The sequence below is a fragment of the Streptomyces africanus genome, assembly GCF_002150735.1.
Taxonomy (GTDB): Bacteria; Actinomycetota; Actinomycetes; order Streptomycetales; family Streptomycetaceae; genus Streptomyces; species Streptomyces africanus.
The window spans coordinates 20,828-40,951 of sequence record NZ_MUKA01000112.1; the positions used below are offsets into that span (position 1 = coordinate 20,828).

Genomic DNA, 20,124 nt, shown 5'->3' on the forward strand with positions numbered 1-20,124 from the left:
CCCACTACCCGCCTGCGGGCAGATCGGTGCGCGGAGCGGCACCCAGATGCACACCCACCCGCTTCACCAGGAGCGTCATCTCGTAGGCGACCTGGCCGACGTCCGAGTCGGCGTCCGAGAGGACGGCGAGGCAGCTGCCGTCGCCGGCGGCCGTCACGAACAGGAAGGCGTCGTCGAGCTCGACGACCGTCTGACGGACGTTGCCGGCCTCGAAGTGGCGTCCCACACCCTTGGCGAGGCTGTGGAACCCGGAGGCGACGGCGGCCAGGTGTTCGCTGTCCTCCCTGGTCAGGTCCCTGGACACCCCGGTCGGCAATCCGTCGCCGGAGAGCACGAGGGCCTTGCGGATGCTCGCGACGCGGTCCACCAGGTCGTCGAGGAGCCAGTTCAGCTCCCCCTTGTTGGCTGCGGTGTGGCCGGTGGCCTTCGGTGCGGTCATCGACCGTCCCCCTCTGTCGTTCCTTGTCGTGCTGTGCCGCTGTGGGCGGCGTCGCCCGCTGCGTTCTCGTCGCGGCCGCGCTGCCAGCCGCGCTGGAGCGAGGCCATACGGCTGCGTACTTCGTCGGCGTCGCGTTCGACGGGCTCGGCTCTGTCCTCCGTACGCGGCTCGGACCCCCGCTTCAGCTGCGGTGCCAGGTTGGCCTGGCGGACGCGCCGGGGCAGCGGCGCGGTGCCGGAGCGGGGCTCGTTCGATGCGGATCCGGGAGCCTGCCCCCGTCGTCCGCTGCCGGGAGTCGACCCGGTCTCCTGCGGCGGGGCACCGGAGCCGGTCATCCGGTGCGCGGGCCCGCCGGTGGGCTCCTGCCCGGGGCCCGACCGGCCCTCGAAGCCGTCTTGGCCGCTCGATGCGATCTCCGCGCGGCGTGTCCGCGTGGGGAGTGTGGGCGGCTGCGGCTCGGTGCCGGACGAGGCCGGTGACGCCGTGCGGTCGTCGTTCCGGCCGGCCGCGCCGATGCCACGGCGGCCGGACTCCGCTCCCCGACGTCGGGCCGGCAGGGGCGGCGGTGCGTCCGACTGGGTTTCGCCTCGCCCGCCGCCGGTCGAGGAGTCCTCGGTGCGGCGGCGCACCGGAAGCGCGGACGCGGGCTCCGGCCCCGACCGGCCCGTGGCCCCGCCGCTCAGGGAGTCGTCTCCCCGGCGACGCGACGGGAGCGGTGAGGTACCGCCCGGCTCCCCTCGGCCGGTGCCCGTGGGGGTCTCCTCGTCCGTCTTCCCCCGCCGGGGGCGCTGTTCGGTGACCGGGCGCCCGTGCGAGCTGACCAGCTTCGGGGTGTTGCGGCGCGGCAACTGGACCGGGGCGCTCGGGTCGTCGTCGGTGTCGGTCCGGTCGTGGGCGCTGTGGGGGTCGGCTGCCTGGTGCGGATCGGGGCGGCGGCCGGCGGCCTCGTCCTGGGCGCGGGTGAGGGGCCGGGGGCGGAACAGGGCGCCGTGTCCGCTGCCCTCGTCATCGAGCGCGCCGGGGAAGTCGCCGATGGCGTCCAGGTCGACGGGGGCCTCCAGCTCCACCGGTCCGTCGAGGAGGGATGCCGGCAGGCCGGGCCGTTGCGCGGGCCCCTGGGACAGTGCGGCGCGGCGGCTGTCCTGCGGCTCGCTCTCCTTGGCCAGCTGGGGGCGGTCGAGCCGGAACCCGATGCCGTTCGTGTCCGGGACGTCGTCCGTCAGCAGGGCGTCCGGGATGAAGACGACAGCGGTCGTGCCGCCGTAGGGGGAGGGCTGCAAGGAGACGCGGACGTTCTGTCGCTGGGCGAGACGGCTGACCACGAACAGGCCGAGCCGGTCGGTGTCCGACAGCTCGAACTCCGGGGTCTCGGCGAGCCGCAGGTTGGCGTCGAGGAGCGCTTCGGCGGCCATGCCGAGGCCGCGGTCGTGGATCTCCAGGGTGAAGCCGTTGGCGACCCGCTCGCCCAGGACCTGGACGGCGGTGTGCGGCGGCGAGAAGACCGTGGCGTTCTCCAGGAGTTCCGCCACGAGATGGGTGATGTCGGCGACGGCCGGGCCGGTGACGGCGATCCGCGGAAGGCGGCGGACCTCGATGCGCTCGTAGTCCTCGACCTCGGCGACGGCGGCGCGTACGACGTCCATGAGCTGGACGGGCTTGCGCCACTGCCGGGAGGGCGCGGCGCCGGAGAGGATCACGAGGCCCTCGGCGTGTCGGCGCATGCGGGTCGTCAGGTGGTCGAGACGGAACAGGTCGGCGAGTTCGTCGGTGTCCTCGGTCCGGCGCTCCATGGCGTCGAGCAGGGTGAGCTGCTTGTGCAGCAGGACCTGGCTGCGGCGCGCGAGGTTGACGAACACCTCGGAGACGCCGGCGCGCAGCTCGGCCTGTTTGACGGCGGCTTCGACGGCGGCGCGCTGGAGGGTGTTGAGGGCCTGGCCGACCTCGCCCATCTCGTTCTTGTCGTACTCCAGACGCGGGACCTCGGTCTCGACGTCGACCTGCTCGCCCGCCGAGAGGCGGCGCATCACGCTGGGCAGCCGCACTCCGGACGCCTCGTGGGCCTCCAGACGCAGCTGCCGCAGATCGCGGATGAGGGTGCGGCCGACGCGCACGGAGAGGAAGAGGGAGACCAGCAGAGCGAGCAGGCCGAGTACACCGGCGATGACCGCCTTGGCGATGACGCCCATGGCCACCGGTTCGACGCGGTTCTGGTAGCGGTCGTTGGCCTGGTCGTTGAGCGTGCCGAGTTCGTCGAGCACGTTGCCGGCGGCGCTGTCCCAGCTCTTGGCGGTGACGCCGCGCGGTGTTCCGTCGGCGGAGGAGGCGGCCGCTTCCTCAGCCACGCGCAGCGGAGCGGTGGAGGCGTTCTTCCAGAAGGTCTGGTAGCGGTCGCGTTCCGAGACGGGCAGCAGCGGGAGGCTGGTGTCGTACATCAGGGTGCGCTGTGCCACGAGGTCGGAGATCTCCCGCTCCTCGGAGCGGGAGATCTTGCCGACGATCAGGGCGGAGCCGAGGAGGGCGTCCTCGCGGGAGAGCAGTTCGCGGGCGCGGGCGAGGTTGACCAGCGCGCGGTACTGCTTGTCCAGTTCCACGTTGTCGACGACGTGGAGGTTGGCGAGCAGGACGTAACACGGGTCGACCAGCCGGTTGTAGAGGTCGAGGGCCTGGGAGCGGTCGACGGTGCCGTCCTCGACACTGCTGCGCAGCGACTCGATGCCGTCGAAGGCGTCCATGACCGCGGTCAGCCGCTCGTCGGTGTCCGCTCCCATCGCGTCGCGCACGTCCGGATTCCGGGCGTTCTCGCGGATGCTGCCGACGGCCTCGTCGGTGGCGGTGCGGCTGCGCCGGAGCGCGGCGAGCCCGTCGGAAGCACGGGGGTCGGCGAGGTAGACCAGGGTCTGACGGCGTTCCTCCTGGAGGACACGGACGGTGTCCTCGATGGGATAGCCGATCTTCTCCACCACGGACGACACGTTGAACAGGTCGCCCGCCTCACGTCCCGTGAGCACCGTGGCGAAGGCCCAGATCGCGGTCAGGGACACCAGCGGCACGAGAAGCAGCGCCACGATCTTCCGGCGGATGGACTTCCCGCGAAAGCGCATGGCCTCCCCCAGCTCGGGCCCCCGGTCCACCGGGGGTACACATGTGCGTCAACAAACGGCGCGAGCCTACTACCGACGCCCAGGGAACTCGAAGGCCGGTCCGGAAGGTGAACTTCCGCGCCAGCTACGAGGCATGTGGAGTTGTCCGGGCATTGCGGGAGTTGTCTGCCCGAAACCGATGGCGGCCGCGCGGGCCAAGGCCGGTGGACGGTCCGGGCGGTTGGCTGAAATTTTTCGGCTCGGGGAATCTTCGTGACGGGTTGTTCGTCCTTCTCTACGGGAGATGGGGGCGGAATCGGCCACAGGAGCCGCATCCCGCATCCGGGCGGCGTAAAACAGCGCAAGCCGGGCAGCCACTGGGAAGCACGGGTCTTCGGATGCGAGCGAGCAGTCTGCTGGCGGTGGGGAGTGACACGGTGACGGGCACGGCGGAGCGGAGCGGGGCGCCCAGGGCGGGCGGGGTGCGAGTGACAGCGCATCAGGAGGCCGAGGCGACTGATCGCGACAACGCGGCCGACGAGGCGGAGAGCACGGCTCGCCAGGCGAGGGTCCCCGCTCAAGGGGCGCGCCGTGACGTGCGCGAGCAGCAGTACTACCGGCCCCTGTGGGTCGAGGAGCCGGCGCGGCGGCGCCGGTTGCCGGATCCCGTGCGGACGGCCGCCGTGCGGTCGGTACTCCTCATCGCCCTGACGCTGCTGCAGGCCATGGTGGCCTTCCTGTGCACGATGGCCGGGTCATGGCTGGCGTTCCCGATGGTGATCAGCAGCGTGGTCAGCACGATCGTGGCGACCTGGGGAGCACTCGACGTGTGGGTGACGCGTCAGGTCTGGAACCAGCGCAACGGCGTGGTGTCCGTGCCGAGCAGCACGGCACGGGCCCTGCGACGCGAGCGGCGCCGGGCCCGGCGGCAGGCGCGCGCGGCCGAGCGGGCACAGGAGCGGATACGCCGGCGGGGCGGGGCCGGGCAGGTGGCCCACTCGTAGCTGGACGGGCGGGTGGCCCGCTGGTGAGTGACGTCGGGAGGGGCGGCTTCTCCCCCGCGCCCCTAAGGCGTCGTGGACGCGGGGCGTTTGTACATCCTGGTCGCGGTGATCTCGCTGTGTACCGCCTCCCCCGCCTGGGGCTGCTGCGGCAGTCCCGGGCGGAGGTGTTCCTCGACGCTGATGTACTTGAGGCCGGCCCTCAGGTCGGCGTCGTTGCGCATGCGGATGACCAGGGGGAACTCGGCGAGCGCCGTGGTGTCGAACAGGCCGGTGGTGTAGAGGAGCTGGACGCCCAGGGCGTCCGACACCGCGCGCTGGAGTTCCAGCAGGTACGTGGCGTTGGCGCGGCCGATGGGGTTGTCGAGGAACAGCGTCCCGGCGTGCCGGTGCTTGTCGCGGCCCCGGTCGTTCGAGCGCAGCGCGGCCATCGTGCAGTACAGGGCGATCGCGGCGGTGAGGAGCTGGCCGCCGGAGAAGACGTCGCCCATCTGGCCGACGGGGACGCGCTCGGCGCGCAGCACCGCGTCGGGCTTGAGGATCTCGACGGCGACGCCCTTGGGCTGGAGGGCCGCGGCGACGCCTCGCAGCAGCAGGGACATGCCGTCACGCCGCAGGTCGGAGTTCTTCTTGACGGCGGCGCGGGTCGCCTCGTCGATGACCTCGCCCAGCCGCTCGGTGAGCGTGGCCTGGTCGGGCTCCTCGAAGCGGATCCGCAGGAACTCCTGTCCCGACCACTCGCCGAGGCCCTCCGGAAGGCGGGAGAGCCGCTGGGCGGAGCGCAGGGTGGCCAGGGCCGACTCGACCAGGCCGCGCAGGCGGTCCACGATCGAGTCGCGGTTGCGCTCCAGCTGCTCCAGCTCGTCGGTCAGGACCCGGAGGCGGGGCGCGAAGGCGTCGGCCCACTTCTGGGCGTGTTCGGGCAGTGCGGAGGCGGGCAGTTCGCGGATCTGCTGCCGTGCCGGGGTGCGGACCTGCTCGTAGCGCGTGGAGTTGGCGTGCCGGACGAGGATGTCGCTGGCCTCGCGGACGGCGGCCTCCGCGGCGGACAGGTCGGCGGCGCAGCCGCGCAGCGAGCGGCGGGCTTCGGCGGCCGACTGCCGGGCCTCCTCCGGGCTGCCGGGGTACGGCTCGGTCTCCTCCTGCTCCTCGTCCGTGGGGTGCTCGCGCAGCAGGTCGCGGAGCATGGCGGCGATCTCGTCGAAGCCGCTCGCCGCGTCCTCGGCGGCGCGGTGGGCGTCGAGGAGCTCGGTGTGCGCCTCGCGTGCCTGGTTCAGCGCCTCCGTGTGGGAGGCGAGTTCGGCCGTCGCGGTGCGCAGCAGGGCCTGCGCGTGCTCGGCGTCGCGCGGCTGGAGGTCCTCGGGGAGGTCGGTGTGCGCCTCGCCGTCCTCGGGCGCGTGCCGTTCGGTCTCGCCGCGCAGCCGCCCGAGCTGCTCGCTCGCGCTCGACATACGGGTCTCCAGGAGCTGCACCAGCTCCTCGGCACGGGCGGCGGCGGCCTGGCGGCTGGGGCCGTCGGAGCCGTCGGGGGATTCGAGGAGCTGCTCCGCGCGCGTACGGACCTTGTTGCTCAGCCGGTCCAGCTCCGCGCGGGCCGCGCTCTCGTCGCTCTCCGCGCGGGCCTGCTCGGCCCGCAGGTCGGCGCCGACGCCGACCTTCTCGTACAGCTGTGACGCCGCCCGGTAGGCCTCGCGCAGGGCGGGCAGGGAGGCCTTCGGGGTCTGGGCGTCGTCCTCGGGTACATCGTCGGGGGCGCCGGCGATCTCGGAGCGCTCGGCGCGCAGCGCGCGGGCGGTGCGGCGGGCGTCGTCGGCGGCGCGCTGGGCGGCCCGCCGGTCCTCGTCGGCGGCCCGGGCCCGCTCCAGACAGGCCTGGGCGGCTGCCTCGGACTCGGCCGCCTCGTCGGCCAGTTCGCGCAGCTTGACCTGCCAGCCGGCCCGCTCGCGCAGCCGGAAGGCGAGCCCGGCGAGGGCATCGGCGGAACGGCGGGCCCTCTGGGCGGCCTCCTGTCGCTCGTCCCGGACGCGCGCGGCCTCCGCGGCGGCCTCGTCGGCCTCCGCCCGCACCGTGCGCGCCTCGGCCAGCTCGGCTTCCGCCTCCTCGGCGAAGGCGCGGGTGTCGTGTGCCGCCTGCGCCAGTTCGGCCAGCCGGCCGGCCGGGCAGCCGGTGCGCCAGGAGGCGAGCCGGGCGGCCAGTTCACGGTCCTTGCCGAGCCGGGCGGCAAGTGTGCGGATCTCCTCGTCCCGCTCGGCCGCGCGGGCGCGCAGCGCCTGCCGCTCCTCGTCGGCGGCGTGCTCGTCGTGCATGGCCGGGTTCGGCGGGACGAGGAACACGTCGCCGCTGTCGGTGTCCGGGGCGGGGGTCGGGGCGAGCAGGGCGGCGGCGGTGCCGACCGCCACGGCGGAGCGCGGTAGCAGCGCCGCGTCGCCCAGGGCCTCGCGGGCGCGTGCGTGGGAGTCCGGGTCGGTGATGATCACGCCGTCGACCAGTTCGGGCCGGGCGGCCAGGACGCGCGCGTGGTCGGCCGGGTCGACGGCCTGCGCGAGGTAGCGCCAGCCGGGCAGCGCGGGGATGCCGTGCTCGCCGAGGAACTCGACCGTGGCCAGCACGTCCGGGCCGGGCGGCAGCAGCCCGCCGTCACCGAGCGCGCCGAGGATCCGGGAGTCGTCGGCGGCGGCCGTACGCAGGTCGAACAGCTGCCGCTCGGCCGAGCTGACGGCGTCGTCGAGCAGTTCGCGCAGGTCGTCGGCGAAGCGGTCGAGCTCCTCGGGGCTGAGGCCGTGCCGGCCGGGGGCGGGCCGGGTGGCCGGCTCGCTGTCCGTGCCGGTTCGGGGCTGCGGGATGCCCGGGCGGGTCTCGGAGGTCAGGCTGAGCAGTTCCGCCAGTCGCTCCTCCCCCGCCAGTGCCTCGGCAGTGCGGCGCTCGGCCTCGTACGACCGCTCGGCCGCCGTCGCCGCGTCCGCCGCACGGGCCGCGGTCAGTTCCGCGCGGGTCTCGGCAGCACCGGCCTCGCGCGCGTGCTCGGTGGCCCGGTGGGAGGCCTCTCGGGCCGCGTCCCAGGCCGCGACGGCGGTCTTCTCGGCGTCGCTGGCGGCGAGGGCCGCCCGGGCCGGGTCGGCGTCGGGCGCGCTGTCGTCGAGCCAGCCGGCACGGACCGCCTCGGCCGTCTCCTGCTCGACCTCGGCGAGACGCTGCTTGAGGTGCCCGACCTCGCTGCGGGCCCGCTGCGCCTGCGTGGCGGCGGCGGTGGAGTCCCGGTAGGCGGCGTCGCTGACCTCCTGGAGGGCGGCGGAGCGCTCCTCCTCCTCGTTGGCGTGGTTCTCGGCGTTCTCCGCGGCCGCGTGCAGGGCCCGTACGAGGTCCACGGCGGCCTTGGAGCGGGCGGCCAGGGCCGGGGCGGCGTCGCGCTCCGCCTCCTGGATCGCGGCGGACACGCGGGCGACGCGGTCGGCGGCGGCGCGGTGGCGCAGTACGGCCTCGGCCACCTGCCACGCGGAGTACAGCGTGCGGGCGTCGGCGAGCTCGCGCTTCTTCGCGGCGGCGGACTTCTCGGCCGCGGCGAGGGCCAGCGAGGCGTGCCGGTAGGCCAGTTCGGCGGAGATCAGCGAACTGCGCTCGCGGGCCGCCTCCGCGTGGGTGACGGCGTACGCGGCGGCCGTGACCCGCTGGGCCAGGTCGGCGGCCCGGGCACGCTCCTGCACGCCGCGCGCGGACAGTCTGCGCGCCAGGGTACGGGTCCGGCGCTCGGCTGCGGCGTGGATGTCCCGCGCGCGTGAGCGGGCCTCGGCGGCCTCGACGATCCGGCCGAGCAGGTCGACGGACCCGGCGGTGAAGTCGCGTTCGGCGATCAGCTCGGCGCGTCGGCCCAGCTTGTTGCCGAAGCCGCTGACCAGGTCGGCGAGCCCGTCGGTGTCGCGGGTGTCGGTGACGGCGCGCAGCAGCAGGTCGGTGAAGTCGGCGTCCTTCTTGACCGCGAAGAGACCTGCGGCCTCACCCTCGTCGGCGTTCATCTCCCGCTGGTAGCGGAAGAGTTCGGGGTCGAGGCCGAGGTCGCCGAGGTGCTCGATCCAGCGGTCGTGGATCTCCTCCCAGTGCACCTCCAGGTGCGGGTACGTCTTGCCCGCCTCCGTGAGGGCGTCGCGGAAGCCCTTCATGGTGCGGCGCCGGCCGCGCGCGCCCGACTGGCCCTCGACCGGGGCCCGTACGGCGGTGGACTCGGCCACGGGGAGGTTGTCGAGGCTCAGTCCGGGTCCGGGCCGGAAGGAGTACCAGGCCTCGGCGAACTTGCGCGGGTCGTTGGAGACCTGCCGTCCGCGCCACTCGCTGACCTTGCCGACGACGACGCACTCGCCGGTCAGCACGTGCTGCCACTCCAGCGCGACATGGCCGCAGTCGTCGGCGAGCAGGAACTTGCGCAGCACGCCGGAGCTGGCGCCGCCGAGCGTGTTGCGGTGCCCCGGCAGCATCACGGAGAAGATCAGCTTGAGCAGCACCGACTTGCCGCCGCCGTTCTCCAGGAAGAGCACGCCCGCGGGCGCCGGCCGGCGCGGCGGGCCGACGGGCTCCTCCTCGAAGAACTCCGCCTGCGTGGGCGCGGGGTCGGGCACGGGCTCGCCCACGCCGCGCAGGTCAAGCACGGTGTCGGCGTAGCGCGCACCGGCGGGCCCGATGGAGTAGAGGCGGACCCGGGACAGCTCGTACATGGCGGACTCTCGTAAGGCTTCGTGAGGTGGGGGTTCAGCGGGAGTGGTGGGGAGTTCAGGAGGAGTGGAACGGCAGTCCGGCGTCGGCGACCAGATCCAGGTCGTCGCTCTCCTCGGGGGGCAGCAGCGTCGGTGTGCCGTCGGTGACCGGGACGACGCCCAGTTCCAGCAGCTCGGCCAGGGCGGCGCTGCCGGCCATGTCGCGGACCTGGAGCTGGTAGCGGGCGGTCGTGCGGTACGTGCCGCCGTTGTCGTCGCCGGTGCGCTGGAGGAAGCCGGAGTCGGTGAGGAACGCGACGGCCTTGGCGACGATACCGGTGGTCGAACCGGCGAGCCGGCGCGCGTCCTTGGTGGCCCCGGTCGAGCTGCGCCGCACCCAGATCCGCCAGGCGGCCTCCAGGCCGGGCGCGTCGGTGGCCGGGTCGGTGTTCTCGCCCTGTTCGGCGGCGCGCTCCTCCAGGCGGCGGCAGGCCTGGCGCACGAAGGCGTCGACGCCGTTGACCGTGACCCGGCCGATGTAGCCGTCGTCGGCGAGGTCCTCGGGGCGCGGGAACGCCATGGCGGCGACGGCGAGATGGGCGAGCCCGTGCAGGAACCGGTCGCCGCCGTCGGCGGACGTACGACGCGCGTAGTCGCCCATGCGGACGGCGAACACCGAGTCCTCGGCGGCGGTCACGGCCATGCCCGCGCGCGGGGACACCTCCAGCACGATCAGCCCGAGCCCGGTCGCCACGGCGTCGGCGAGCCGCGCGAAGGGCGGGTCCTCCCGGTAGCGCCGCAGCAGATCCGCGTATTCCTGGTCGCGGGCGGGCTGGAGCTTGGGCTGCAGCCCGAAGGAGACGAGCCGCGCCGCGTCGGCGGCGTCGGCGGGAGTGACGGCTGCCGAGGCCGTCGGGGCCGGGGCTTCCGGCTCGCTCCACTCGGCATGCTCGCTCACGGTCGGGACTCCTTGTGCCACTCGTACTGACTCATGCTGCTTCCGTCCGGTCCGCCGCCATCCCCGCCGCGTCCAGCAGGGCGGTACCGACGATGAGATCCGCCCCGCCGAACTCCGGATCATCGAGCTCGGTCCCGTCGTCCACGGCGAACAGCAGTTTCTGCTCGCCCTGGCGATAGGCCGTACCGACCGGCGGACTCGCGGCGTGTACCGCCAGCAGGGCCACCAGATACGGCAGCTCGGGATCCTGCCGCCGGGCCTCGGCCAGCAGCCCGGACAACCGGCGCGGCGCGTCCGCCGGCAGGTCGAGCAGCTCCTGCGCGGCCGCCATCTGCTCCTCGCTGAACCGGCTGTCGTCGGGCGTGGCGATGAGGTCCGGCTCGGGCATCTCCGCACCCAGGTGCTCCCGCTCCACCGGCGGCGTCAGCAGTATGTCGACAAGGTCCCCGACCCGGACGGACACCGGCGTCCGCAGCCCCGTGCCGCGCCCGAAGAACGCGTCCGTGACCCGCACGGCCTGCTCCAGCGGCAGCGGCAGGACGGGCGAGACGAGATGCCCGTAGAGGTCTATCCCCGAGGCGGTCGCCGGCGTGGCGAAGGCCTGCCGGTCCTGCTCGGCGCGGAACAGCGGTCCGGCCTCGAGCAGCCGGGACTGCAACTGCGTGTGCCGCCGGATGCAGTCCTTGACGATGTCGACGAGCTCGGCGGCGCGGCGCTTGTGCTCGGGCTCCTCGGACTCGTCGCGGGCCTTGCGGATGTTCGTGAGGATCGCGTTCTCGTGGCGATAGCGGTCGGCCACGTGCTCCAGGGCCTCGGCGATCATGTCGGGCACGGTCGTGAGCCAGTCCACCGCGCGCACGTTGCGCCGGGTGGCCTCCAGGGCGCGGCGCAGGGTCTCCGAGTACTGCACGGTGCGGTAGCGGGCCTGTTCGGCCGCGAGCTGGGCGTCGGCGAGCCGGCCGCGGCTGATCAGCACCTCCAGCTTGACCTCGGCGGCGATCTGCGCGCTGGTGACGTCCGTGTCGAGGGCGCCGACGAGGACGTTGACCGCCTCGTCCGTCGTGCGCAGGTAGACCGTGCCGCCCGGGCCCGGGACCTCCTCGATCAGCTTGAAGTCGTAGTCACGGCGCACATAGGTGCCGTCCGCCCCGAACGTGCCGTACACCGCGCGGAAGCCGCGGTCGACGCTGCCGACGTTGATGAGGTTCTCCAGGACCCAGCGGGCCACCCGCTCGTGCTCGGCGGCGGGCCGCTGCGGCGCCTGGGCGGCGATGCGCGGGATAAGGCGGGCGACGATCTGGTCGTGGTCCGCGCCCGTGTCGAAGTCCATGTTGAGGGTGACCAGGTCGATGGCCGCGAGGGCGACCTCCGCCATGCCGTACACCGAGTACTCACCGGCGAGGTTGGCCTTGCGCGCGTCGAGGTCGTGCAGCGGCGCGGTGCAGGCGAGCGCGCGCAGGCGCCGCGCCAGGCCCTCGTCGGCGGCCGGCCCCGGGGCGGGGCGCGGCCCCGCGCTGAGCTGGGGCGGAACGCTGTCCGTCGATGCAGGCGAAGTCACGGTGCACAGACTAGGTCCTGGGTCTGACAACGACCCAAACGACGCGGGAGGGCCTGGTCAGCCGTCCTCGCCGACCCGCCGCCGGTACACCTCGACGACCCGTTGCAGCGAGTCGTCGAGGTAACCGGCGAGCAGACGCTCGGCGTTGTCCCGGTCCCCCGCCTGGAGAGCCTCTAGAATCATGATATTTCGTGCGATGTACGGCTCGTGCAACCGCTGCGGTTCGTCCACCACGTGGAACGCGAGGCGGAGTTCGGCGAAGACGCTCCGCATCAACTCGTCGGTGCGCTCGCTCGCCGCGAGGGCCACCAGCTCCCGGTGGAAGTGGATGTTGGCCGTGCCCACTCCTTTCCAGTCGCCTTCCCGCGCCGCCCGCCGCCCGTCCTCCACGGCACCGGCGAGCCCGTCGAGGCCGTAGGGCGGCTCGCCGAGACCTCGCACGACGGCGCACTCGACGAGCCTTCGGGTGCGGTAGATGTCCTCGACGTCCTCGACGGTCAGGACCCGGACGAAAACGCCCCGGTTCAGCTCGTGGACGAGCAGGCGTTCGTGCGTGAGCAGCCGGAACGCCTCGCGCAGCGTGTTGCGGGAGACGCCGAGCGCGCCGCCGATGCTGTCCTCCGACAGCCGGGTCCCGGGCGGGAAATAGCCCTCGGCGATCCGGCTCCTGAGGATGTCCGAGACACGCTCGGCGGTGCTGGTGCGCCCCAGAAGAGCCCGGTCGTCGGAGAGGTCCCTCAGCTGCTCTGCCATGCCGGAATTCAATCGCAGATCACAAGAACGAACCAACATGGGTATTGAGGAATCGTTGAACGATCCTCTACGGTGTTGGGCACGGCTCGCTCCCGAAGCGGCCGGGCTCACTCCCAGAGCACCCCCCACTGCTCAGTCCGAAGCACCCTCCGTCCCCCTCTTCGAGGTGCCCATGAGCACGACTCCTCCACAACAGGCCCTGACCGACGACACGCGCTCCGCGGCGGCCGAACACACCGCCGGCGACGGGGCGTTCGGCTGGCTTCGCGCCCTGGGCCCGCGCGGTCGGCGCGCCTTCGCCGGTGCCTTCGGCGGCTATGCCCTGGACTCGTACGACTACTTCACGCTGCCGCTGAGCATGGTCGCGCTCTCCGCCTACTTCGGGCTGAGCAGCGGCCAGACCGGCCTCTTCACGACGGTCACGCTGGTGGTCTCCGCCATCGGCGGCGCCCTCGCGGGCGTCCTCGCGGACCGCATAGGCCGGGTGAAGGCGCTGATGCTCACGGTGATCACCTACGCGGTCTTCACCGTCGCCTGCGGCTTCGCGCCCAACTACGAGACCCTGCTGGTCTTCCGCGCCCTCCAGGGCCTCGGTTTCGGCGGCGAATGGGCGGTCGGCGCGATCCTCGTCGCCGAGTACGCGAGCGCCAGGCACCGGGGCCGCACCCTCGGCGCCATCCAGAGCTCCTGGGCCGTGGGCTGGGGCCTCGCGGCGATCGTCTACACCGTGGTCTTCACGCTGGCCGGCGACGACCTGGCCTGGCGCATCATGTTCTGGACCGGGGCGCTGCCCGCGCTGCTCGTCATCTGGGTGCGGCGCAGTGTGCACGACGCGCCCGAGGCGGCAGCCGCTCGTGAACAGAGCGCGGAGAAGGGCTCGTTCACGGCGATCTTCAAGCCGGACCTGCTGCGGACGACGATCTTCGCCGGGCTGCTCTCGACCGGCGTCCAGGGCGGCTACTACACGCTGGCCACCTGGGTGCCGACCTACCTCAAGTCCGAGCGCGACCTGTCGGTCGTCGGCACCGGCGGCTATCTGACGTTCCTGATATCGGGCGCCTTCATCGGCTATCTGACGGGCGGTTACCTCACCGACAAGCTGGGCCGGCGGCGCAACATCTGGCTCTTCGCCCTGCTGTCGGCGATCTGCATCCTGGCGTACGCGAACATCCCGAGCGGCGCCAACACCCTGCTCCTGGTGCTCGGTTTCCCGCTCGGATTCTGCATGTCGGCGATCTTCAGCGGCTTCGGCTCCTACCTGAGCGAGCTGTACCCGACGGCGGTGCGCGGCACCGGACAGGGCTTCACGTACAACACCGGGCGTGCGGTGGGTGCCGTCTTCCCGACGACGGTCGGGTTCCTGGCCGACAGTTGGGGCGTGGGCGGCGCGCTGGTCTTCGGGGCGATCGGCTACGGCATCGCGGCCCTGGCGCTGCTCGGGCTGCCGGAGACGCGCGGGAAGGAGCTCACATGAACCGCACGAGCACCGAGACCGGGGACCGTCCCGTCGTCCTCGTCGACGAGCACGCGCGCGCGTGGAGCCCGGAAACGGCCCGGGCCCGCTTCCGGGAGGGCCTGACGGGCCCCACGGCCGGGGTCGCCGCGGGCCACACCCAGGTCAACCTGATCTCGGTGCCCGCCGACTGGGCCTACGACATGCTGCTGTTCTGCCAGCGCAACCCCAAGCCGTGCCCCGTCCTCGACGTCACCGACGCCGGGTCCTGGACCACCGTGCTCGCGGAGGGCGCGGACCTGCGCACCGACCTGCCGCGCTACCGGGTGTGGCGGGACGGCGAGCTGGTGGACGAGCCGACGGACGTGCGCGCGTACTGGCGGGACGACCTGGTGTCGTTCCTGATCGGGTGCAGCTTCACCTTCGAGTGGGCGCTGAGCGAGGCGGGCGTGCCGATCCGCCACGTCGAGCAGGGCCGCAACGTCCCGATGTACGTCACCAGCCGTCAGTGCCGTCCGGCGGGACGGCTGCACGGGCCGCTGGTGGTGTCCATGCGGCCGGTGCCGCCCCCGCACCTGGCGGCGGCGATCCGGGAGAGCAGTCTGCTGCCGGCGGTGCACGGCAGCCCCGTACACTGCGGCGATCCCTCGGGGCTCGGCATCGACGACCTCGGCCGTCCCGACTTCGGCGACCCGGTGGCCGCCGAGCCGGACGACATCCCGGTGTTCTGGGCCTGCGGAGTGACCCCGCAGGCGGCCGTGATGGCCTCCCGCCCGCCGTTCGCCCTCACGCACGCCCCCGGGCAGATGTTCCTCACCGACGCCCGCGACGAGCAGTACCGCGTGGCCTGACAGGAGACCCGACTCGCTATGACCTCCATCGACCTCAACGCCGACCTCGGCGAGGGCTTCGGCCGCTGGCGGCTCACCGACGACGAACGCCTGCTGTCGGTCGTCACCAGCGCCAACGTGGCGTGCGGCTTCCACGCCGGGGACCCGGCCACCATGCGCCGGGTGTGCGAGCTGGCGGTCGAGCGCGGCGTCCGGATCGGCGCCCAGGTGTCCTACCGGGACCTGGCCGGCTTCGGGCGGCGCGCGATGGACGTGCCGCCCGCCGAGCTGGCGGCCGAGGTGGCCTACCAGATCGGCGCCCTGGAGGTCTTCGCCCGCGCGGCGGGTGGCCGCGTGGCCTACGTGAAACCGCACGGCGCGCTCTACAACCGCGTCGTGCACGACGCGGAGCAGGCCGGCGCGGTCGTCGGCGGCGTGCTCCTCGCGGACGCCTCGATGCCGGTGCTGGGCCTGCCCGGCTCGCGCCTGCTGGAGCTGGCCGGGAAGGCCGGACTCCCGGTCGTCACGGAGGCGTTCGCGGACCGGGCGTACACCGACGCCGGCACGCTCGTGCCGCGCACCCTGGAGGGCGCCGTGGTCACCGACCCCGACACCGTCGTGGAACGGTCGCTCGGCCTGGCCCGCTCCGGCGAGGTCGTCTCCCACTCGGGAACCCGGATCGAGGTACGCGCGCGTTCCCTGTGCCTGCACGGCGACACACCCGGCGCGGTGGAGCTGGCCCGCCGCGTACGGGAGCGGCTGGAGGCGTCGGGCGTCCGGGTGGAGGCCTTCGCATGAAGGTCCTGCCGGTCGGCGAGGACGCCCTGCTCGTCGAGGTCTCCTCGGGCGACGAGGCCCACGCCCTGCACGCGGAGCTGCTGCGCCGCCGCGCGGAGGGCGCGCTGTCGGCCCGCGAGATCGTGCCCGCGGCCCGCACGGTCCTCCTCGACGGCCTCGACGCCCCCGCCCGGGTGGCCGCCGAACTGACCGCCGCCGAGCTGCCGCCCGCTCCCCCACGCGCGCGTGCCGTGGTCGAGCTCCCGGTGCGCTACGACGGCCCGGACCTGGCCGATGTCGCCGCGCACTGGGGCGTGCCGGAGCGGGAGGTCGCCCGCCTCCACGCGGGGACGGAGTTCCGGGTCGCCTTCTGCGGCTTCGCCCCCGGCTTCGGCTATCTCACCGGCCTGCCCCCGCGCTACGACGTCCCGCGCCGGGCCACCCCGCGCACGGCCGTCCCGGCCGGTTCGGTTGCGCTGGCGGGCCCGTACACGGGCGTGTACCCGCGCTCGTCGCCGGGCGGCTGGCAGCTGATCGGCACGACGGACGCCGTCCTGTGGGACCACGCGCGCGTGCCGGCCGCGCTGCTGTCGCCGGGCACGCGGGTGCGGTTCGTCCCCGTCGAGCCGGTGGGGCACCCGTGACCGACCGCGCGCTCGCCGTCGTCCGGGCCGGGGCCCTGACCACCGTGCAGGACCTGGGACGCCCCGGGCACGCCCACCTCGGTGTGCCCCGCTCCGGGGCCCTGGACCGGCCCGCGGCGGACCTCGTCAACCGACTGACGGGCAATCCGCCCGAGACGGCCGTGCTGGAGACGACCGTCAACGGCTGCACCGTACGCCCCCGTTCCACCGTCACCGTGGCCGTGGCGGGCGCGCCCTGCCGGGTCGCGGTGGACGGACGGCCCGTCGCCTGGGGGGCGCCGGTGCGCGTGCCCGCCGGGGCGCTGCTGGACGTCGGGCCTGCCGTGTCGGGCCTGCGCAGCTACGTGGGCGTCTGCGGGGGCATCACCGTCGAGCCGGTACTCGGCAGCCGCTCGACGGACCTCCTGTCAGGGCTCGGGCCGCCCCCTCTCACGGACGGCACGGTGCTGCCCCTGGGCCGTCCCTCGGGCGTCCACGCGCGCGTGGATGTCGCCCCGCAGCCGGCGCCACCGGCCGAGCTGGTCCTGCGGGTGACACTCGGCCCGCGCGACCGCTGGTTCACGCCGGAGGCCGTACGCACCTTCGTCTCTCGTCCCTACCGGGTGTCCCCCGCGAGCAACCGCATCGGGCTGCGCACGGAGGGGGCCGCCCTGGAGCGGGCCAGGCCCGGGGAACTCCCCAGCGAGGGCATGGTGCTGGGCGCCGTCCAGGTGCCGCCCGACGGCAGGCCGGTGGTGTTCCTCGCCGACCACCCGACCACCGGGGGCTATCCGGTGATCGCGGTGGTCCGCGCCGCCGACCTGGCGGCCGCCGCCCAGGCGGTTCCGGGCACGCCGGTCCGCTTCACGGCCGTACGGCGCCGCTGAACCGGCCGGACCACGTCGTCGCCACCGCCCCGTCAGGCCGCGTCCGGCTGGTCCGCCACCGAATCTGTCAGGCCGCGTCCGGCTGGTCCCCCACCGACAGGGCGGCCAGCGCGGCGGACACGGCCGCTGAGGCCCGCAGGTCGAGCCGGGCGCTCGTGCCCCGGGCGCGGTGCCGGAGCTCGTCGGCGGCGAGCGTCAGGAGCTGGGGCAGCAGGTCGGTGCACCGGCGGGTCACCCAGCCGGTGCCCGCCGTGGCCAGCCACCACAGGCTCGCCGCCCTGGTCGGCACGGGGGACTCGGGCTCGGGCGAGGGCGCGGGCCCCGTCGCGAGGCCGTGTTCCGCGAGCAGCGCGTGGAAACGCAGGGCCAGCTGCCGGTGCCCGCGCTCTCCGGGGTGCAGCCGGTCCGCGCTCCACAGGGCACGCTCCGTGATCCAGTCGCCCTCGCACGCGTGCAGGTGCACAGCCCCGTACCGGTCGGACAGGGCATGGACGACCGCGTTCACGGCCCGTTGCCGCCGGGCCAGCGGGTGGGCCAGTACCCCCGGCAGCCCGAGCATCGTGCCCGGGTCGGGCAGACAGGCGGTGAGCAGGACCGCGCCCTGCCCGGTGAAGGCCGCGTACACCTGGTCGAGCCGGGCCGCCACGGCCTGGATGTCAAAGGTGCAGCGCAGGGTGTCGTTGACGCCGATGACGACGGACACGAGGTGGGGCCGCAGCTCCAACGCGGCAGACAACTGCCGCTCCAGCACGTCCCGGGTCTGCGCCCCGCTCACCGCGAGGTTGGTGAACCGGACGGGTCCCTCGAGGAACCCCGCGGGCCCCTCGGCGAGCCCGTCCGCGAGCAGCGCGGCCCAGCCGCGCCACGCCCCGTCGCCGACGGGATCCCCCACCCCCTCGGTCAGCGAGTCACCGAGGGCCACGAACCTCACAGGCCCCTCGAACCGCGGGGGTCTCATGCCACGCTCCCGGGCACGAAGGGCTGAACCGGACGCACAGGGACAGCCGCGTCGTGCGCGGCGAGGAACGCGTCGACCGCCGCGTCCCACCCGAAGCACTCCGCACGCGCGCGTGCCCGCTCGCGCCGGTCCGCCTCCCGGCGTTCCAGCAGCAGGTCCACGGCGTCCGCGAAGGCCTCCCCGTGGTCCCCCGCGACGGCCCCGGCGGAGCCGATCACCTCCGACAGCGCGGACGACGCGCTCGCCACCACGGGCGTGCCGCACGCCATGGCCTCCAACGCGGCGAGCCCGAACGTCTCGGCGGGCCCCGGCGCGAGGGCCACGTCGGCGGAGGCCTGGAGCGCGCCGAGCAGCCCCCGGTCGGAGACGTGCCCGAGGAAGGTGACCGGCAGGCCGCTCTCGCGCGCCCGCTGTTCGAGCCGGGCGCGCAGCGGCCCGTCCCCGGCCACCACCAGCACCGCCCGGCGCCCGCGCCGCCGCAGCGCCTCCAGGGCGTCCAGCGCCGTGCCGGGCCGCTTCTCCACGGACAGCCGCGAGCACATCACCAGCAGCGTCTCGTCCACGCGCGCGTGCCGCGCCCGCAGCTCCGGGTCGCGCAGCGCGGGGTGCCGCTGCGCCAGGTCGACGCCCAGCGGGGCGCGCACGACGTTGCGTGCCCCGATCCGCACGAACTCCCGCTCGGCGAACTCGGTGGTACACACCACGCGCGCGTACGTGTGGGCCGTACGGACGTTGAGGGCGTCGGCGGCCCGCCGGGCGGCCCCCTCGGGCAGGCCCCACGTGCGCAGCACCCCGTCGGCGGTCTCGTGGGAGACCATCACGGCCGGGATCCGGGCGCGCCGCGCCCACTTGCCGGTCCACCTGAGGGTCGTACGGTCGGACACCTCCAGCCGGTCCGGCGCGAGCTCCTCCAGGAGCCGGGCCACCCGCCGCTTGTCGGTGAGCACGCGGTAGCCGCCGGTGCCGGGCAGCAGCGGCCCGGGGAGGGTGATCACCCGACCTTGCTCGGTCTCCCGGTCGCTCATCCGCTCGCCGGGGACCACGAGGACGGGTTCGTGCCCCGCCGCCTTGAAGCCCTTGCCGAGTTCGCGCAGGGCGGTGCGCAGACCGCCGGACGCGGGCGCGACGAAGTTGGCGAGCCGCACGATCCGCAGCGACTGACGGCTGCGGCCACTGTCAGCAGGACGCGAGGCGCTCATGCCGCCACCGCCGTCCTGCGCCCGGCGAGCACGTGCGCGTAGTGCCCGATCAGCTGGTCCCCGACGGCCGCCCAGGTGCGGCCCTCCACGGTGGCGCGCCCGGCGGCGCCGAAGGCGGCCCGCAGTCCGGCGTCGGCGGCCAGGGCCCGCACCGCGTCCCGTACGGCGGACGCGTCACGCGGCGGCACCAGCAGGCCCGTGCGCCCGTGGGCGACCAGGTCCAGCGGCCCGCCCGCGGCGGGTGCCACGACGGGCAGGCCGCTGGCCATGGCCTCCTGCACGGTCTGGCAGAAGGTCTCGAAGGGACCCGTGTGCACGAAGGCGTCCAGCGAGGCGAAGACCCGGGCCAGATCGTCGCCGGTGCGGCGGCCGAGGAAGACCGCGCCGGGCAGTACCTGTTCCAGGCCGGGCCGGCTCGGGCCGTCGCCGACGACCACGACCCGGACGCCCTCCAGGCCGCAGGCCCCGGCGAGGAGTTCGACCTGCTTCTCGGGGGCGAGCCGGCCGACGTAGCCGACGATCAGCTCACCGTTCGGGGCGAGTTCGCGGCGCAGGGCCTCGTCGCGGCGGTCGGGCCGGAAACGTTCGGTGTCGACGCCGCGCGGCCACAGCTCGACCCGGGGCACTCCGTGCGTCGTGAGGTCGCGCAGGGCCGCGCTGGACGGGGCGAGGGTGAGGTCGGCGGCGCCGTGCACGGAGCGGATGCGCCGCCAGGCGGCGGCTTCCCCGGCACCCATGTACGTACGGGCGTATCCGGCCAGGTCGGTCTGGTAGACGGCGACGGCGGGGATGCCCAGGCGGGCGGCGACGGCCATGCCGCGCACGCCGAGGACGAAGGGGCTGGCGAGGTGGACGACATCGGCGCGGTGCTCGGCGAGGGTGGCGGCCAGGCGGCGGCTGGGGAGGGCGACGCGGACCTGGGAGTC

General features: G+C 74.2%; 15 protein-coding genes. 6 read left to right on the forward strand and 9 right to left on the reverse strand.

Going from position 1 to position 20,124, the window contains the following annotated elements:
- Positions 1-4 precede the first annotated feature (4 nt).
- Positions 5-439 (reverse strand): roadblock/LC7 domain-containing protein, encoded by a 435-nt coding sequence (locus CCL05_RS16925; protein ID WP_020275952.1) that lies wholly within the window; start codon positions 437-439, stop codon positions 5-7.
- Positions 436-3,540: a sensor histidine kinase gene (locus CCL05_RS16930; protein WP_086561359.1), complete on the reverse strand. Its 3,105-nt coding sequence runs from the start codon at positions 3,538-3,540 to the stop codon at positions 436-438. Before CCL05_RS16930 ends, CCL05_RS16925 begins: the two co-directional genes overlap by 4 nt.
- Positions 3,541-3,941: 401 nt before the next feature.
- On the opposite strand from CCL05_RS16930, the gene CCL05_RS16935 reads away from it, so the two are divergent.
- Positions 3,942-4,523, forward strand: coding sequence for a hypothetical protein (locus tag CCL05_RS16935; protein ID WP_279629940.1), 582 nt, complete (start codon positions 3,942-3,944; stop codon positions 4,521-4,523).
- Positions 4,524-4,585: 62 nt separating this feature from the next.
- Here the strand turns inward: CCL05_RS16935 and CCL05_RS16940 are convergent, their stop codons facing one another.
- The 4 genes from CCL05_RS16940 to CCL05_RS16955 are packed head-to-tail and all read right to left on the reverse strand — an operon-like array spanning position 4,586 to position 12,471.
- On the reverse strand, positions 4,586-9,223 hold the full coding sequence (locus tag CCL05_RS16940) for a hypothetical protein (protein ID WP_086561346.1): 4,638 nt from the start codon (positions 9,221-9,223) through the stop codon (positions 4,586-4,588).
- A gap of 55 nt (positions 9,224-9,278) precedes the next feature.
- The gene (locus CCL05_RS16945; protein ID WP_086561347.1) at positions 9,279-10,160 is read right to left on the reverse strand and encodes a hypothetical protein; all 882 of its coding nucleotides are present in this window, start codon (positions 10,158-10,160) and stop codon (positions 9,279-9,281) included.
- A 31-nt stretch (positions 10,161-10,191) separates the two neighbouring features.
- Complete coding sequence (locus CCL05_RS16950; RefSeq protein ID WP_086561348.1) at positions 10,192-11,718, reverse strand: hypothetical protein; 1,527 nt, start codon at positions 11,716-11,718, stop codon at positions 10,192-10,194.
- A 57-nt stretch (positions 11,719-11,775) separates the two neighbouring features.
- Positions 11,776-12,471, reverse strand: a complete 696-nt coding sequence (locus CCL05_RS16955; RefSeq protein ID WP_086561349.1) for a GntR family transcriptional regulator — start codon at positions 12,469-12,471, stop codon at positions 11,776-11,778.
- A 172-nt stretch (positions 12,472-12,643) separates the two neighbouring features.
- Here CCL05_RS16955 and CCL05_RS16960 point away from each other — a divergent pair, with 172 nt between their 5' ends.
- From CCL05_RS16960 to CCL05_RS16980, 5 genes are read left to right on the forward strand one after another with little or no spacing between them, the layout of a single operon-like run.
- Positions 12,644-13,945, forward strand: coding sequence for an MFS transporter (locus CCL05_RS16960; protein WP_086561350.1), 1,302 nt, complete (start codon positions 12,644-12,646; stop codon positions 13,943-13,945).
- On the forward strand, positions 13,942-14,775 hold the full coding sequence (locus CCL05_RS16965; RefSeq protein ID WP_086561351.1) for a putative hydro-lyase: 834 nt from the start codon (positions 13,942-13,944) through the stop codon (positions 14,773-14,775). Before CCL05_RS16960 ends, CCL05_RS16965 begins: the two co-directional genes overlap by 4 nt.
- An 18-nt stretch (positions 14,776-14,793) precedes the next feature.
- Positions 14,794-15,552 (forward strand): LamB/YcsF family protein, encoded by a 759-nt coding sequence (locus CCL05_RS16970; protein ID WP_086561352.1) that lies wholly within the window; start codon positions 14,794-14,796, stop codon positions 15,550-15,552.
- Complete coding sequence (locus tag CCL05_RS16975) at positions 15,549-16,175, forward strand: 5-oxoprolinase subunit B family protein (protein WP_086561353.1); 627 nt, start codon at positions 15,549-15,551, stop codon at positions 16,173-16,175. The genes CCL05_RS16970 and CCL05_RS16975 overlap by 4 nt, the downstream gene beginning before the upstream one ends.
- Positions 16,172-17,041 carry a 5-oxoprolinase subunit C family protein gene (locus CCL05_RS16980; RefSeq protein ID WP_086561354.1) on the forward strand — a complete coding sequence of 290 codons (870 nt, stop codon included), beginning with the start codon at positions 16,172-16,174 and terminating at the stop codon, positions 17,039-17,041. The genes CCL05_RS16975 and CCL05_RS16980 overlap by 4 nt, the downstream gene beginning before the upstream one ends.
- A gap of 67 nt (positions 17,042-17,108) precedes the next feature.
- On the opposite strand, the gene CCL05_RS16985 is transcribed toward CCL05_RS16980, so the two are convergent.
- From CCL05_RS16985 to CCL05_RS16995, 3 genes are all read right to left on the reverse strand, one after another.
- Complete coding sequence (locus tag CCL05_RS16985) at positions 17,109-17,999, reverse strand: SGNH/GDSL hydrolase family protein (RefSeq protein WP_086561355.1); 891 nt, start codon at positions 17,997-17,999, stop codon at positions 17,109-17,111.
- A complete protein-coding gene (locus tag CCL05_RS16990) occupies positions 17,996-19,198 on the reverse strand; it encodes a glycosyltransferase (RefSeq protein WP_086561356.1) in 1,203 nt (400 codons plus the stop codon). Before CCL05_RS16990 ends, CCL05_RS16985 begins: the two co-directional genes overlap by 4 nt.
- Positions 19,195-20,124: glycosyltransferase (locus CCL05_RS16995; RefSeq protein ID WP_086561357.1), on the reverse strand; the 930-nt coding region annotated here is incomplete at its 5' end. The genes CCL05_RS16990 and CCL05_RS16995, both read right to left, overlap by 4 nt.